The sequence below is a fragment of the Pseudomonas sp. NPDC089406 genome (assembly GCF_044900265.1).
In the GTDB taxonomy this organism is placed as follows: domain Bacteria; phylum Pseudomonadota; class Gammaproteobacteria; order Pseudomonadales; family Pseudomonadaceae; genus Aquipseudomonas; species Aquipseudomonas fakonensis.
Genome location: NZ_JBJDNC010000027.1, coordinates 81,730 through 96,576 on the forward strand (window position 1 = coordinate 81,730; position 14,847 = coordinate 96,576).

Below are 14,847 nucleotides of genomic sequence, written 5' to 3' on the forward strand. Positions count from 1 at the left end.
GGTATGGCAATTTCCACATTCAAGACCGCCAGTGGGCAGTTCTTCGGCCTGTTGTTCGGTGCCATGGCCGTCAAATTCCTTGCTGTCCTCGGCGGGCCGGCGGGTGTCGGGCTGTATTCGGTATTGCGCCAGTTGCAGCAGATGCTGTCTTCGGTTGGCTCGGTCGGCGGGCAGAATGCGGTTGTGCAGGGGCTGAGCAGCCGCACCGGGGAGGAGCGGCAGCGGTTTTTCCTCTCCACCCTGTACGTGTTCCTGGTCATGAGCCTGCTGGTGGGGGGCATCGTACTGGCAAGTGCCGACCTGATCGCGCAGTGGGCATTGGCCGGTGACCATGCTTCGGCAATACGCTGGTTGGTCATACCCGTTACCCTGGGCACGCTGCTGTTCTTCCTCAGGGGCGTGCTGACCGCAGACATGCAGTACGGCTCGGTGGCCATGATCAACCTGCTGACCGGCCTGGGTGCGGCGCTGGTGGCCTTGCCGGCCGGTCTGGCCTTCGCCCGTGGCTACCCCAACCTGCTGGTGCTGCTGGTTGGCGGAGGGTTGGTGCCGGCACTGGTAATTGCCTTCATTCATGTACGCAGGCTCGGCTATCTGGCAAGTTTCAGCGAGCTTGCGCCGAGTGGTGCCAGTTGGCATGCCACTAAACGGTTCTTGCGTGTGGCATTGCCGTCGCTGCTCTCGCTGATGCTGACCATGGGCTGCGTGCTGGTGGTGCGTGCACGTGCCGTGCATCTGTACGATCTGGAAGGGGCGGGCCAGTTCGATGCGGCCTGGAGTATCAGTGCCATGTACCTGGCATTGTTTCTCACCTCGCTGCAAAGTTACCTGCTGCCCGAGCTGAGCAAGATCGACAAGGGCGCTGCGCTGTACACGGCGTTGTCCAAGGCATTCCATTTCGCTTTGATGTTATCCTTGCCGCTTATCGTCGGCCTGGTGGTGTTCAAGCCGCTGGTGATGAGCCTGCTGTTCAGCAAGGCCTTCGTGCCAGCGCTGGAGGTACTGCGCTGGGTGCTGCTGGGTGATTTCGTTCGGGTGCTGGGCTGGGTCATGTCCACGACCTTGATGGCCCGTGCCGACATGAAGGGCTATGCACTTGCCGAGGGCCTCTGGAGCCTGATCTTCGTGTCTTCGGCCCTGCTGATGCTGCCATACGGTATCGAGTGGGTCGGGGTGGCATATCTGCTGGGCTATGTCGCGTACCTGATCTTCCTTGGCTTGCGCTTGTGGCGGGTACACGGCGCCCGGCTGGAACTTCGCCGGGTCGGCCAGTGGTTCGCGGCGCTTGCGCTGATCATTCTTGCTTCGTGGCTATGCTGGGACGAGCAGCGCATGTTCTCGCTGTCGATGCTGATGATCGTGCCGGCCATTCTGTTCAGTTGGAAGATCATGCAGGCCGAGGAACGAGACTTTGCCCTGCACCTGGCCACCCAGTCATTGGGGCGGCTGAAGCGGTTCACTGGCCGGCGTTGAGCCGGCCTCATGTTTTGAGGGAAGTAATGAAAATTCTGGTTCTGGGTGTGACCGGCATGCTGGGCAACGCCGTTTTTCGCGTGTTCAGTGCAGACCCGGCGCATGAAACCTGGGGCACCCTGCGCGGCCAGGCCGGCCTGCGTCACTTTGCCCCGGCCAGCCATGCGCGGCTGGTCAGCGGTGTGGATGTGCTCGAGCAGGATGCCCTGGTTGCGGTGCTGGGCAAGGTGCGCCCCGACGTGGTGATCAACTGCGTGGGCCTGATCAAGCAACTGGCCGATGCCAAGGACCCGCTTACCGCGCTGCCCATCAACGCCATGCTGCCGCATCGCCTGGCCCGCCTGTGTGCCCTGAGCGGGGCTCGGCTGATTCACGTGAGTACCGATTGCGTGTTTGCCGGGCACAAGGGCAATTACCTGGAAAGCGACCCTTCGGATGCCGAAGATCTCTACGGCAAGTCCAAGTACATCGGCGAGTTGCACGATCTGGCCAATGCCATCACCCTGCGTACCTCGATCATCGGCCACGAGCTGGGCTCCAGCCATGCCCTGATCGACTGGTTCCTTTCCCAGCAGGGGCCGGTGCGCGGTTTTGCCAAGGCAATTTTCTCTGGCCTGCCGACGGTCGAACTGGCGCGGGTGATGAAGGACTTCGTGCTACCGCACCCGACGCTCAGCGGCCTGTATCATGTCGCTGCGGCTCCGATCGCCAAGCTTGACCTGCTGCAACAGGTCGCTGGCCAGTACGGCAAGCAGATCGAGATCCGTCCGGACGACTCGCTGGTTATCGACCGTTCATTGGACGCTTCGCGGTTTAACCAGGCAACCGGCTATGCCGCCCCCGAATGGCCCGAGCTGGTCCGACGTATGCATCTCGGGCGTTGATATCCAAGGTTGGCGCCTGGAGCGAGTGACACTCCGGGCACAACAGGCATCATATCGCCATGTATCTATTTCATTTCGTTTGGTCTGCGGGCCTTACGCACCAGTTGGGAAGGTTTTATGTTCGATGACAAGGTATTGATGATCACCGGAGGCACCGGCTCCTTCGGTCACACGGTGTTACGGCGTTTCCTCGATACCAATGTGCGTGAAATCCGCATTTTCTCGCGCGACGAGAAAAAACAGGAAGACATGCGCATCGCCTTGGCCAATGACAAGGTCAAGTTCTACATCGGTGATGTCCGCGACAGCGACAGCCTCAAACAGGCGATGGTCGGCGTCGACTACATCTTCCACGCTGCGGCCCTCAAGCAGGTGCCTTCGTGCGAGTTCTACCCGATGGAAGCCGTGCGCACCAACGTCATCGGTACCGAGAACGTGCTCAACGCAGCGATCACCTGTGGCGTGAAGCGGGTGGTGGTGCTGTCCACCGACAAGGCGGTGTACCCGATCAACGCCATGGGCATTTCCAAGGCCATGGCCGAGAAGCTGGTGGTGGCCAAGTCGCGGATGATTCCCCAGGGGGGCACTGTGGTGTGCTCTACCCGCTACGGCAACGTCATGGCCTCCCGCGGCTCGGTGATTCCGCTGTTCATCGAGCAGATGCGCAGCGGTGAGCCGCTGACCGTGACCGACCCGGCCATGACGCGTTTTCTGATGTCCCTGGAAGACTCTGTAGACCTGGTGTTGCATGCCTTCGAACACGGCGAACAGGGTGACCTGTTCGTGCAGAAGGCGCCGGCTTCCACCGTGGGCGACCTGGCCCAGGCCCTGAAAGAGATGTTCGCCAGTGACAGCGCGCTGCGGGTCATCGGTACCCGCCATGGCGAGAAGCTCTACGAGTCGCTGGTGTCCCGCGAGGAAATGGCCAAGGCCGAAGACATGGGCCGCTACTACCGCATCCCGGCCGACAACCGCGACCTCAACTACAAGAAGTACTTCGTCGAGGGCGAGGAGAAGATCTCCGAACTCGAGGACTACACCTCGCACAATACCGAGCGCCTGGACATCGAGGGCGTCAAGCAGTTGCTGCTGAAACTCGACTACATCAAGGAGCAACTGAATGCTTAAGGTCATGACCCTGGTCGGCACCCGCCCGGAGCTCATCAAGATGAGCCGGGTAATCGCCGAACTCGACCGCCAGGTCAACCACGTGCTGGTTCACTCGGGGCAGAACTACGACTTCGAGCTCAACCAGGTGTTCTTCGATGACCTGGAAATCCGCAAGCCAGACCACTTCCTCGGTGCTGCCGGCGAAACTGCAGCGCAGACCATCGCCGAGGTGATCGCCAAGGCCGATGCGGTGTTCGAGCAGGAACAACCCGACGCGCTGCTGCTGTACGGTGACACCAACACCTGCCTGGCGGTGATCGCCGCCAAGCGCCGCAAGATCCCGGTGTTTCACATGGAAGCCGGCAACCGCTGCTTCGACCAGCGTGTGCCAGAAGAGCTGAACCGCAAGGTGCTCGACCATCTTTCGGACATCAACATGGTGCTGACCGAGCATGCCCGTCGCTACCTGATTGCCGAAGGCATCCGCCCGGAAACCATCATCAAGACCGGCTCCCACATGCATGAAGTGCTCGAGTACTACATGCCGAAGATCGAAGCGTCCGACGTGCTTGCCCGCAGCGGCCTGGAGGCCGGCAAGTTCTTTATCGTCAGCGCCCACCGCGAAGAAAACGTCGACAGCCCGGACAACCTGCGCGACCTGCTGGCTACCCTGCGTGCGCTGGTGGAGCAATATGGCTACCCGGTGATCGTCTCGACCCATCCGCGTACCCGCAAGCGTCTGGAAAGCCTGGGCGAGAGCCTTGATCACCCGCTGATCCGCTTCGTCAAGCCGTTCGGGCTGCTGGATTACATCAAGCTGCAGATGTCGGCGTTCTGCGTGTTGTCCGACAGCGGCACCATCACCGAGGAGGCCTCGTTGCTCAACCTGCCGGCGGTGACCCTGCGCAATGCCCACGAACGCCCCGAAGGCATGGATGAAGGCACGCTGATCATGAGCGGCCTGAAGGCCGAGTCGGTACTGGGCGCAGTGAAGGTGATCACCAGCCAGCACCAGGCCGGCCAGCGGCAGATTCCGGTAGTGCCGGACTACGAGGGCGGCCCGGTGTCGCAGCAGGTGGTGCGGGTGGTGCTCAGCTACACGGATTACATCAACCGTACCGTCTGGCGTAAGTCCTGAGTGGCGGGCGTGGCTGAACGGGTGCTGCTGACTGGTGCCAGTGGTTTCGTTGGGGCGGCCGTGGCCAGGCGTTTGCTGGCTGACGGCGGATGTGAGCTGATTTGCCCTGTGCGCAACGATGCTGCGAGCGTGCCGGCCGCGGCCCAGGCCGTGGTGTGCCGCGATTTTGCTGTCAACGATGGTTGGCAGGCAGCCTTGCAGGGCGTCGATGTAGTGGTCCACTGCGCCGCACGCGTGCATGTGATGAACGACAACGAGGCCGACCCCCTGGCAGCGTTTCGCCAGGTCAACGTGGCGGGTACCGTCAACCTGGCCCGCCAGGCTGCGGCTGCCGGTGTCCGGCGTTTCGTCTTCGTCAGTTCGATCAAGGTCAATGGCGAGGGCACCGCGCCCGGGGCCGACTACCGTGCAGATGATGCACCGGCCCCCCAGGACCCTTATGGGGTGTCCAAGCATGAAGCCGAACAGCAGTTGCTGCAGCTTGCCGAGCAGGGCTTGATCGAGGTGGTGATCGTGCGCCCGGTGCTGGTCTACGGGCCCGGCGTGAAGGCCAACTTTTTGTCGATGATGCGCTGGCTTGACCGCGGTGTGGTGCTGCCGTTCGGCGCCATCGACAACCGCAGAAGCCTGGTCGCACTGGATAACCTGGTGGACCTGGTGGTCACCTGCACCACCCACCCGGCAGCGGCCAACCAGGTATTTCTGGTCAGTGATGGCGAAGACCTGTCGACTACCCAGCTGCTGCGCCGCATGGCCAATGCGTTGGGAAAACCGGCCAGGTTGCTGCCGGTTCCAGCGTGGATGTTACGCCTGGCGGCCACCTGCCTGGGACGCAAGGCGCTGTCCCAGCGCCTGTGCGGTTCGTTGGCGGTCAATATCGATAAGACTCGTACACTGCTTGGCTGGACTGCGCCGGTCACGGTGGATGCAGCGCTCAAGGCCACGGCCCGGCATTATCAGGATTCCCTACGCAAATGATTTACTGGTTACTCCCGCTCGTGGTGGTCTTCTCTCTGGCGATGACTGCCTTGCTGCGCCGTTATGCCCTGGCGCGCAGCATCATCGACATTCCCAATGCCCGCAGCTCCCACAGCCTGCCGACCCCCCGTGGGGGCGGCGTGGCGATTGTCGTGGCGTTCCTGCTGGCGCTGCCGCTGCTGGTGTGGGGGGGGCTGCTCGACAGTGCGGCGCTGTTCGCCCTGTTTGGCGCCGGGCTGCTGGTGGCAGTGATCGGTTTCATGGATGACCATGGCCATATCGCCGCGCGCTGGCGCCTGCTCGGGCACTTCTGCGCGGCCATCTGGGCGCTGGCCTGGCTCGGCGGCCTGCCGCCGCTGCAGGTGTTCGGTTTCACCCTGGCAATGGGCTGGCTCGGTCATGTACTGGCTGCGTTCTACCTGGTATGGATGCTCAACCTGTACAACTTCATGGACGGCATCGATGGCATCGCCAGCGTCGAGGCGATTACCGCTTGCCTGGGTGCCTGCCTGCTGTACCTGGTGGGGGGCGCTGACCAGCTGATCTGGGCGCCACTGTTGCTGGCCGGGGCGGTTCTGGGGTTCCTGTTCTGGAACTTCCCGCCGGCACGGATCTTCATGGGCGATGCCGGCAGTGGTTTCCTCGGCATGGTGCTGGGGGTGCTGACGTTGCTGGCCGCCTGGCAGTCCAGCGAACTGCTTTGGGGCTGGCTGATCCTGCTTGGGGTGTTCGTGGTCGATGCCACCTTCACCCTGCTGCGCCGCCTGCTCAGGGGCGAGAGAGTCTACGAGGCGCACCGCAGCCATGCTTACCAGTTCGCCTCGCGGCGCTTGCGCCGACACCTGCCGGTGACCCTTGGGGTGCTGGCCATCAACCTGTTGTGGTTGCTGCCGCTGGCGGTGGCGGTAGTCTTACAGCAGATCGACGGTCTGGCCGGCCTGCTGCTCGCCTACGCGCCGTTGCTCGCCCTGGCATGGTTCTACCGCGCGGGCGCCCAAGAAGTATGACAAAGTGTCGGCCTTGACCGACACACGTGCACCTACCGTGCTATCTGGAGTTAACGTCATTTCCCGCGGGATGCGGGGGCGGGACAAGTCTGATGATGGAAAAACTGAGAACAGGCCTGTTAGGCCTGCCACGTCGCTACAAGCGGGCACTGCAGGTACCCGTCGATCTGCTGTTGGTCTGGCTGGCGCTGTGGATGTCGTTCGTCGTGCGCCTGGGGTGGGATGACGCAGGTCTGCCCTTCCTGAGCCATCCGTGGCTGTACCTGGCCGCGCCGGTCATCGCCATACCCATCTTCATCCGTTTTGGGATGTATCGGGCAGTCATGCGTTATTTCGGTAACGATGCCCTGATGGTCATCTTCAAGGCAGTCACCCTGTCGTCGCTGATGCTGGCGCTGGTTGTCTATTGGTATAGCAACCATACCACCCTGGTTCCGCGCTCGATCGTGTTCAACTATTGGTGGTTGAGTCTGGTCATGCTCGGCGGGCTTCGTCTGCTGATGCGCCACTATTTCATGGGCGACTGGTTCGCTGCTGCCCAGCACGTACCTTTCGCCAACCGCGACGACGGCCAGGTGCGTGTTGCCATCTACGGTGCCGGTGCAGCGGGCAATCAACTGCTGGCGGCCCTGCGCATGGGCCGCTCGATGCGCCCGGTGGCGTTCATCGACGACGACCCGGGCATCGCCGACCGGGTCATTTCCGGTTTGCAGGTGTTCAAGCCAAGCAAGATCCAGCGCATGATCGATGCCACCGGCGCCCAGGAAATTCTCATGGCCATCCCCTCGGCCAGCCGCGCCCGCCGGCGCGAGATTCTCAACGACCTGGAGGCCTTTCCGCTGCATGTACGCAGCGTCCCGGGCCTGATGGACCTGGCCAGCGGCCAGGTCAAGGTGGATGACATCCAGGAAGTCGATATCGCCGACCTGCTGGGGCGCGATGCGGTACCGCCCGAGGAGGGCCTGCTGCAGCGTTGCATCACCGGCAAGGTGGTACTGGTAACGGGGGCAGGTGGCTCCATCGGCTCGGAGCTGTGCCGGCAGATCATGGGCCTGGGCCCGACCACGCTGCTGCTGTTCGAACACAGCGAGTTCAACCTCTACAGCATCCTTAGTGAGCTGGAGCAGCGTTGCCAGCGCGAGTCGCTGAGTGTGCGCCTGCTGCCGATCCTGGGCTCGGTGCGCGACGCCGGCAAGCTGTTGCACGTGATGCAGACCTGGCAGGTGCAGACCGTCTACCACGCGGCCGCCTATAAGCACGTGCCAATGGTCGAGCACAACATCGCCGAAGGCGTACTGAACAATGTCATGGGCACCTTGCACGCGGCGCAGTCTGCGTTGCAGGCCGGGGTAGCCAACTTCGTGCTGATCTCCACCGACAAGGCGGTGCGGCCCACCAATGTGATGGGCAGCACCAAGCGTTTGGCCGAGATGACCCTGCAGGCCCTGAGCCGCGAGAGTTCTCCCGTACTGCTGGGCGACAGCCACCATGTGCCGCGAATCAACTCGACCCGCTTCACCATGGTGCGCTTCGGCAACGTGCTGGGGTCCTCCGGTTCGGTGATTCCGCTGTTCCGCAAGCAGATCAAGGCCGGTGGCCCGCTGACCGTGACTCATCCGAAGATCACCCGCTACTTCATGACCATCCCCGAGGCCGCACAGCTGGTGATTCAGGCCGGCTCCATGGGGCAGGGTGGTGATGTGTTCGTGCTGGATATGGGCGAACCGGTGAAGATCGTCGAGCTGGCGGAAAAGATGATTCACTTGTCGGGTTTGACCGTGCGCAGCGAGCGCAACCCTGCAGGCGATATCGCTATCGAGTTCAGCGGCCTGCGCCCTGGCGAGAAACTCTACGAAGAGCTGCTGATTGGTGACAACGTCGATGCCACCCGCCACCCGATGATCATGAGTGCCCATGAGGACCACCTGCCCTGGGAAGTGCTCAAGGAGCGCCTTGAGCAGTTGCTGGCTTCGGTCGCGGGCGATGACTACGGGCGTGTGCGGCAGTTGCTGCGCGAGACCGTCAGCGGCTATACGCCTGATGGCGAAATCGTCGACTGGATATACCAGCAGCGGCGATTGGAGCCCTGATTCCGAAAAAGCCCGGCGATCTGCCGGGTTTTTTTGTAGGTATTTTCACCAGCCTCAACCCTTTGAATTATCTGGAAAAAGTTGCTTTGGGTGGGCCGTTTGCGCAGCGCGCAGGGCGTGACTAGGGTTGGCTGGGCAACCAAGAAGGTTGCATACCCTACCGACTCAAGGAGTGTCGAACCATGCGCAATACCGTCCTCAGCTACCTGTTGCTCCCGCTGCTGGGCCTGTCGTTATCATTGCAGGCCGCGCCTGCGTCGACGACCCTGCCAGCTACCGAGGTCACTGCGCCGTCAATGGGCATGGCAAGCGATCAACCCGGCACTGCCATGCTCGACCTGAACAGCGCCGATGCCGGCACGCTGCAGCGAGAGCTCAACGGCATCGGCAAGGCCAAGGCCGAAGCCATCGTCGCCTACCGGGATGCCAATGGCCCGTTCACTTCGGTGGATGAGCTGCTGGAAATCAAGGGCATCGGCAACGCGCTGCTGGAGCGCAACCGTGACAAGCTGATGGTCAAGTAAGTACGCCCATGGCCGGTCATCTCCTGCAGGAGTGGCCGGCCTGCCGTGTGTCAGCGATCCTGGGCTTCCTTGGCGTCCATTTCGGCATTGCGCTCATGGACCTTTTTCAATTGTTCCTCGGTCAACGGCAGCTTCTTGGCCGTATCACGCAACATCATCAGCCCGCCGACGATCGAGCCGAGGGCTACTATCAGTATCAACCAGGCATACCAAGGCATCGATGTTCTCCTGCAAAGCATGTGGGACGGCGCTTGTAGAACATTCGAACCACATGCGCCAGCGATGGTTCAATTATAGGATCGGCCACCGCCACGGCCAATTGTTCGTGACCCGCGGCCCCCAAAGCCTGCCCCACTTCGTTTACAATGCGCGCCGTTCAAGACTTGCCAAGAGACCGCTGCCCATGTCCGCCTGCCAGACGCCCCTGATCGTCGCCCTGGATTTCCCTACCCGTGAAGCCGCCCTGAAGCTGGCTGACCAGCTCGACCCTGCGCTGTGCCGGGTGAAAGTCGGCAAGGAGCTGTTCACCAGCAGTGCGTCCGGCATCGTCGAGACGTTGTGCGCCAAGGGCTTCGAGGTGTTCCTCGACCTGAAATTCCACGATATCCCCAACACCACCGCCATGGCGGTCAAGGCCGCGGCCGAGATGGGCGTGTGGATGGTCAACGTGCACTGCTCCGGCGGCTTGCGCATGATGTCGGCCTGCCGTGAAGAACTGGCCAAGCGCAGCGGCCCGCAGCCGCTGCTGATCGGTGTGACCGTGCTGACCAGCATGGAACGCGAGGACCTGGCCGGCATCGGCCTGGACGTCGACCCGCAGGAACAGGTGCTGCGCCTGGCGGCGCTGGCGCAGAAGGCCGGCATGGACGGCCTGGTGTGCTCGGCCCTGGAGGCTCCTGCACTTAAGGCTGCGCACCCTTCGCTGCAACTGGTGACCCCGGGGATTCGCCCGGCCGGCAGCGCCCAGGACGACCAGCGCCGTATCCTCACCCCGCGTCAGGCACTGGATGCCGGTTCCGACTACCTGGTGATCGGCCGCCCGATCAGCCAGGCGGCCGACCCGGCCCAGGCGCTGGCGGCGGTGGTTGCCGAGATTCGTGGTTAACCGCTGACGGCCTCATCGCCGGCAAGCCGGCTCCTACAGAGAATGTGATCATCTGTAGGGGCCGGCTGTTTCAGACCTTCAGCACCAGCTTGCCGAAGTTCTCCCCGCTGAATAGCTTGAGCAGCGTTTCGGGGAAGGTCTCCAGCCCCTCCACCACATCCTCCTTGCTCTTCACCTTGCCGCTGGCCAGCCAGCCGGCCATCTCCTGTGCGGCCTTGCCGTATTCCTTCACGTGGTCCATCACCACGAAGCCTTCCATGCGCGCGCGGTTCACCAGCAGCGACAGGTAGTTGGCCGGGCCCTTGACCGCCTCCTTGTTGTTGTACTGGCTGATGGCACCGCAAATCACCACCCGCGCCTTGAAATTCAGACGCGACAGCACCGCGTCCAGAATATCGCCGCCAACGTTGTCGAAATACACATCGACGCCCTTGGGGCATTCGCGCTTCAGGCCCGCCAGTACATCCTCGGCCTTGTAGTCGATCACCCCATCGAAGCCCAGTTCGTCCTTGAGGTACTGGCACTTCTGCGCGCCGCCGGCAATGCCGACCACATGGCAGCCCTTGAGCTTGGCAATCTGCCCGGCAATGCTGCCGACCGCGCCGGCAGCGCCGGAAATCACCACCGTTTCGCCGGCCTTGGGCTGGCCGACCTCCAGCAGGGCGAAGTAGGCGGTCATGCCGGTCATGCCCAGCGCCGACAGGTAGCGCGGCAGGGGCGCCAGGCGCGGGTCGATCTTGTGCATACCCTGCGGCTCGCCAGTGAAGTAGTCCTGCACGCCAAGGGCACCGCTGACATGCTCGCCGGCCTTGTAGTCAGGGTGTTTCGAGGCCACCACCTCGCCCACGCCGAGAGCGCGCATCACCTGGCCAAGGCCCACCGGCGGGATATACGACTTGCCTTCGTTCATCCAGCCACGCATGGCCGGGTCCAGCGACAGGTAAAGGTTTTTCACCAGCACCTGGCCTTCAGCCGGCTCGGCAGCCGGTACCTGCTCGTAGGTGAAGTCGTCGCGGCGCACGGCGCCGACGGGGCGTTTACTGAGCAGGAAGCGGCGGTTGGTATGGGGCATGGCGAGTTCTCCTGAAACGAGGCATGGGGGTTGATGATCGACCGTGCTGATGGGCCGCGTCACGCAAGATCACCGGCAACGATAGTAGTACAACCGCGCCCCTGATGATGCTGCCCAGGCCAGTGTGCCCCTGACTAGACTCACTTCCGACCCGATTTCTTCATTGCAGGAGCCCGTGATGAGCATGACTTTCTCCGGCCAGGTCGCCCTGGTCACCGGTGGTGCGGCCGGTATTGGCCGGGCGACAGCCCTGGCGTTCGCTGCCGAGGGCCTGAAGGTAGTGGTAGCTGACCGTGATGCGGCCGGTGGCGAAGCCACGGTGGCACTGATTCGCGAGGCGGGCGGCGAGGCGCTGTTCGTGGCCTGTGATGTCACCCGGGACAGCGATGTACGCCAACTCCACGAGCAAGCCATGCACACCTATGGCCGCCTGGACTACGCCTTCAACAACGCCGGCATCGAGATTGAAAAGGGCCGCCTGGCCGAGGGCAGTGAGGCCGAGTTCGACGCGATCATGGGTGTCAACGTCAAGGGTGTATGGCTGTGCATGAAGTACCAGCTGCCGCTGCTGCTGGCCCAGGGCGGCGGGGCGATCGTCAACACGGCCTCGGTGGCCGGCCTTTCGGCGGCCCCGAAGATGAGCATCTATGCCGCCTCCAAGCACGCGGTAATCGGCCTGACCAAGTCGGCGGCCATCGAGTACGCGAAAAAAGGCATCCGGGTGAATGCGGTATGCCCGGCGGTGATCGACACCGACATGTTCCGCCGTGCCTACGAGGCCGATCCGCGCAAGGCTGAGTTCGCCGCGGCGATGCACCCGGTGGGGCGTATCGGCAAGGTGGAGGAGATCGCCAGTGCGGTGCTGTACCTGTGCAGCGATGGCGCGGCGTTCACCACCGGCCATAGCCTGACGGTCGACGGCGGTGCGCTGGCGATCTGAGTCTTCTTGCTGAATTGAGCGGTAGCGTGGGAGCGGGCTTGCCCCGCGATGGGGCCCGCACGGGATGATCGCGAGGCAAGCCCGCTCCCACGGTGCCATTCAATCCAACGGCAACCGCCACTGATGTCGCCTACGGACAGGCCCGGCGGGCCCTGGCGCTGTTCCGGCACGCAGGGCGACCTCCATCAGCCTGAAAGCGACACACTCATAGCCAAATGACACCATTCTGGCGCCAAGGTCTTGTGATGGGGGCATGGGCGTTGTCACTCTGTCGATGGCTGTCGGGTCCGCTTTGCGGCCCATCGCCGGCAAGCCGGCTCCTACAGGCGATGGGGGCGAACCACAATTGACGGGGGGATCGCCAATGGCGACGAGCAGACAGGGTGTTCTGGCCAACCTGGGCATGGCCCGCAAGCTCGGCCTGGGCTTTGCCCTGGTGCTGCTGCTGACCCTGGTGGTGGCTGCCCTCGGCGTCTACGCCCTGACCCACGTCGGCCAGCGTTTCGACGGCCTGCGCCAGATGGCCCAGTTCAATACCGACCTGTTGCGCCTGCGCCAGCACGAACAGGCTTTTGCCCTGCGCTCCGACATCAAGGAGGCCGATGCCCTGCGCACCGGCCTGCAGGCCCTGAGTGAACGCGCCCGCAGCCTGCCGGCGCTGGCCGCTGCCGAGGGCGACCTGGCCGCCTACGGCCAGGCTTTCGATCAGTTTGTCCAGGCGGTACAGGCCAAGGAGCTGGCGCTGGATATGGCCAGTTGGTCGGTCTCCAGCGTCGCCAACAACCTCGATGTGCTGCAGTCGGGCCTGGCCGACGACGGCGCCTACACCCTCAAGCAGTCCCAAGGCCAGCAGGGCAGCGAGTTCCTCGAACAGTCCGCCCAGGTGGCGCAGGTGTCGCGGTTGATGCTGCAGGCCATGGACGAGGCCCGCGTGCGCCTGGAGCAGAGCCGCAAGGGCAGCGAGGAGGGTGGCCAGGGGCGCATCGCCCAGACCGTCGAGGCCGCAGGGCTGGTCGAGCAACTCAAGGGCAGCATTGACGACGCCGGCTATCAGAGCGTGCTCGGCGAGGTGGCCGGGCACATTGCCAGTTTCTCCGACAAGCTCAACGAATACACCGACCTGCTCGGCCAGGAGCAGGGCATCAAGGCGCAGTTGCAGGCGCGCGCTGGGCAAGCCACTGCCCGGGTCGACCAGGCGTACGCCGCCCAGGAGCAAGCCATGCAGGCCGAGCTTGCGCGCAATGCCACGGCCATCATGGTCGCCACCGGCCTTGCGCTGCTGGTGGGCATGCTGGCCGCCTGGCTGATCACCCGTGCGGTGGTGGCTCCGCTGCGCCGGGTGATCGAGCGCGCCCGGCGCATCGCCGCAGGCGAGCTGGCGATCGAGGCCGAAGCGCCGCGCAAGGACGAGGTGGGGCAGTTGCAGCAGGCCATGCAGCAGATGGCCGAAGGCCTTACCGGCATTGTCGGCGGCCTGCAGCAGGGCATCGAGCAACTGGCCGGCAGCGCCCAGGCGCTGTCGGCGGTGACCGAGCAGACCAACCGCGAGGTCGGCAGCCAGAAGGACGAAACCGAGCAGGTGGCCACCGCCATGCAGCAGATGACCGCCACCGTGCACGACGTGGCGCGCAACGCCGAGCAGGCGGCCCAGGCGGCCCAGGCCGCCGACGACAAGGTCGGCAGCGGGCAGGAGGTGGTGCGCCAGAGCATGCAACGCATCGAGCAACTGGTAACTGCGGCCGAGACCGCCAGCAGCGGCATCGACAGCCTCAGTGCCGAGATCCACACCATCGGTGACGTGCTGGAGGTGATCAAGAGCGTCGCCGAGCAAACCAACCTGCTGGCACTCAATGCCGCCATCGAAGCGGCCCGGGCCGGCGAGCAGGGGCGTGGTTTTGCCGTGGTGGCCGACGAGGTGCGGGCCCTGGCCCGGCGTACCCGGCAGTCCACCGAAGAGATCGAGCGCCTGGTGGCCAGCCTGCGTGGCAATGCCCAGCAGTCGGTGACGCAGATCCGCGGCAGCACCGAGCTGGTGCGCCTGGCAGTGGCCGACGCGCTGCAGACCGAAAGCGCACTGGGCAGCATTGCGGCGGCGGTATCGTTGATCCAACAGATGAACCAGCAGATCGCCGCCGCCGCCGAGCAGCAGAGCTCGGTGGCCGAGGAAATCAGCCGCAGCGTCACGCAGATTCGCGGCAGCGCCGATCAGGCGGCGCTGGCCATGGCCGACAACGCCCGCTCAAGCATCGAGCTGGCGCGCTTGGGGGATGACCTGAAAGGGATGGTTGGGCATTTCAGGTTGTGATCACCTTCAGGCCTGTGCCGAACCTGTAGGAGCCGGCTTGCCGGCGATGAGGCCGGTACAGGTAGCACACGCCTGTTCTCCCACACAGATTACCGGTGGGAGCAACTGTCTTGGGCCGGCTTTACCGGCCCTATCGCCGGCAAGCCGGCTCTCATAGAACAAACTACAACTCATTGATTTAACACAGTCCCCGTGGGAAGCGGCCTTGTGTCGCGATGGGC

13 protein-coding genes and 1 pseudogene are annotated in these 14,847 nt (G+C 63.6%); 12 read left to right on the plus strand and 2 right to left on the minus strand.

The annotated features are described in order from the left end of the window. Positions 1-3: 3 nt before the first annotated feature. The 8 genes from ACI2KK_RS19145 (at position 4) to ACI2KK_RS19180 (ending at position 9,204) form a co-directional block, all read left to right on the plus strand. Entirely contained in the window at positions 4-1,473 is a 1,470-nt protein-coding gene (locus tag ACI2KK_RS19145; protein WP_404670129.1) for an oligosaccharide flippase family protein, read from the plus strand. A 26-nt stretch (positions 1,474-1,499) separates the two neighbouring features. Continuing rightward, on the plus strand, positions 1,500-2,357 hold the full coding sequence (locus ACI2KK_RS19150; protein ID WP_404670130.1) for a dTDP-4-dehydrorhamnose reductase family protein: 858 nt from the start codon (positions 1,500-1,502) through the stop codon (positions 2,355-2,357). 117 nt (positions 2,358-2,474) lie between these two features. Further along, the gene (locus ACI2KK_RS19155) at positions 2,475-3,485 is read left to right on the plus strand and encodes a polysaccharide biosynthesis protein (protein ID WP_404670131.1); all 1,011 of its coding nucleotides are present in this window, start codon (positions 2,475-2,477) and stop codon (positions 3,483-3,485) included. Continuing rightward, positions 3,478-4,605: a non-hydrolyzing UDP-N-acetylglucosamine 2-epimerase gene (gene wecB, locus ACI2KK_RS19160; RefSeq protein ID WP_404670132.1), complete on the plus strand. Its 1,128-nt coding sequence runs from the start codon at positions 3,478-3,480 to the stop codon at positions 4,603-4,605. The genes ACI2KK_RS19155 and wecB overlap by 8 nt, the downstream gene beginning before the upstream one ends. 9 nt (positions 4,606-4,614) lie before the next feature. Continuing rightward, entirely contained in the window at positions 4,615-5,583 is a 969-nt protein-coding gene (locus tag ACI2KK_RS19165; RefSeq protein WP_404670133.1) for a UDP-glucose 4-epimerase family protein, read from the plus strand. After that, positions 5,580-6,590: a glycosyltransferase family 4 protein gene (locus ACI2KK_RS19170; protein WP_404670134.1), complete on the plus strand. Its 1,011-nt coding sequence runs from the start codon at positions 5,580-5,582 to the stop codon at positions 6,588-6,590. The genes ACI2KK_RS19165 and ACI2KK_RS19170 overlap by 4 nt, the downstream gene beginning before the upstream one ends. A 95-nt stretch (positions 6,591-6,685) precedes the next feature. Continuing rightward, positions 6,686-8,680 (plus strand): polysaccharide biosynthesis protein, encoded by a 1,995-nt coding sequence (locus ACI2KK_RS19175; RefSeq protein ID WP_404670141.1) that lies wholly within the window; start codon positions 6,686-6,688, stop codon positions 8,678-8,680. A 182-nt stretch (positions 8,681-8,862) separates the two neighbouring features. After that, complete coding sequence (locus ACI2KK_RS19180; protein ID WP_404670135.1) at positions 8,863-9,204, plus strand: ComEA family DNA-binding protein; 342 nt, start codon at positions 8,863-8,865, stop codon at positions 9,202-9,204. Positions 9,205-9,254: 50 nt separating this feature from the next. Here ACI2KK_RS19180 and ACI2KK_RS19185 read toward each other — a convergent pair whose 3' ends face one another. Then, a complete protein-coding gene (locus ACI2KK_RS19185) occupies positions 9,255-9,422 on the minus strand; it encodes a DUF2897 family protein (protein ID WP_217888227.1) in 168 nt (55 codons plus the stop codon). Positions 9,423-9,607: 185 nt separating this feature from the next. On the opposite strand from ACI2KK_RS19185, the gene pyrF reads away from it, so the two are divergent. Next, positions 9,608-10,309, plus strand: coding sequence for an orotidine-5'-phosphate decarboxylase (pyrF, locus tag ACI2KK_RS19190; protein WP_404670136.1), 702 nt, complete (start codon positions 9,608-9,610; stop codon positions 10,307-10,309). Positions 10,310-10,379: 70 nt separating this feature from the next. Here pyrF and ACI2KK_RS19195 read toward each other — a convergent pair whose 3' ends face one another. Further along, complete coding sequence (locus ACI2KK_RS19195) at positions 10,380-11,381, minus strand: NADP-dependent oxidoreductase (RefSeq protein ID WP_404670137.1); 1,002 nt, start codon at positions 11,379-11,381, stop codon at positions 10,380-10,382. Between the two features lie 178 nt (positions 11,382-11,559). Between ACI2KK_RS19195 and ACI2KK_RS19200 the strand changes: the two genes are divergently transcribed. The 3 genes and pseudogenes from ACI2KK_RS19200 (at position 11,560) to ACI2KK_RS19210 (ending at position 14,626) form a co-directional block, all read left to right on the plus strand. Next, a complete protein-coding gene (locus ACI2KK_RS19200; protein ID WP_404670138.1) occupies positions 11,560-12,321 on the plus strand; it encodes an SDR family oxidoreductase in 762 nt (253 codons plus the stop codon). A 1,288-nt stretch (positions 12,322-13,609) separates the two neighbouring features. Then, a pseudogene (locus tag ACI2KK_RS19205) lies at positions 13,610-13,717 on the plus strand (HAMP domain-containing protein); the annotation flags it as partial. A 204-nt stretch (positions 13,718-13,921) separates the two neighbouring features. Then, positions 13,922-14,626 (plus strand): methyl-accepting chemotaxis protein, encoded by a 705-nt coding sequence (locus ACI2KK_RS19210; protein ID WP_369992135.1) that lies wholly within the window; start codon positions 13,922-13,924, stop codon positions 14,624-14,626. The last annotated feature ends 221 nt before the right edge of the window (positions 14,627-14,847 follow it).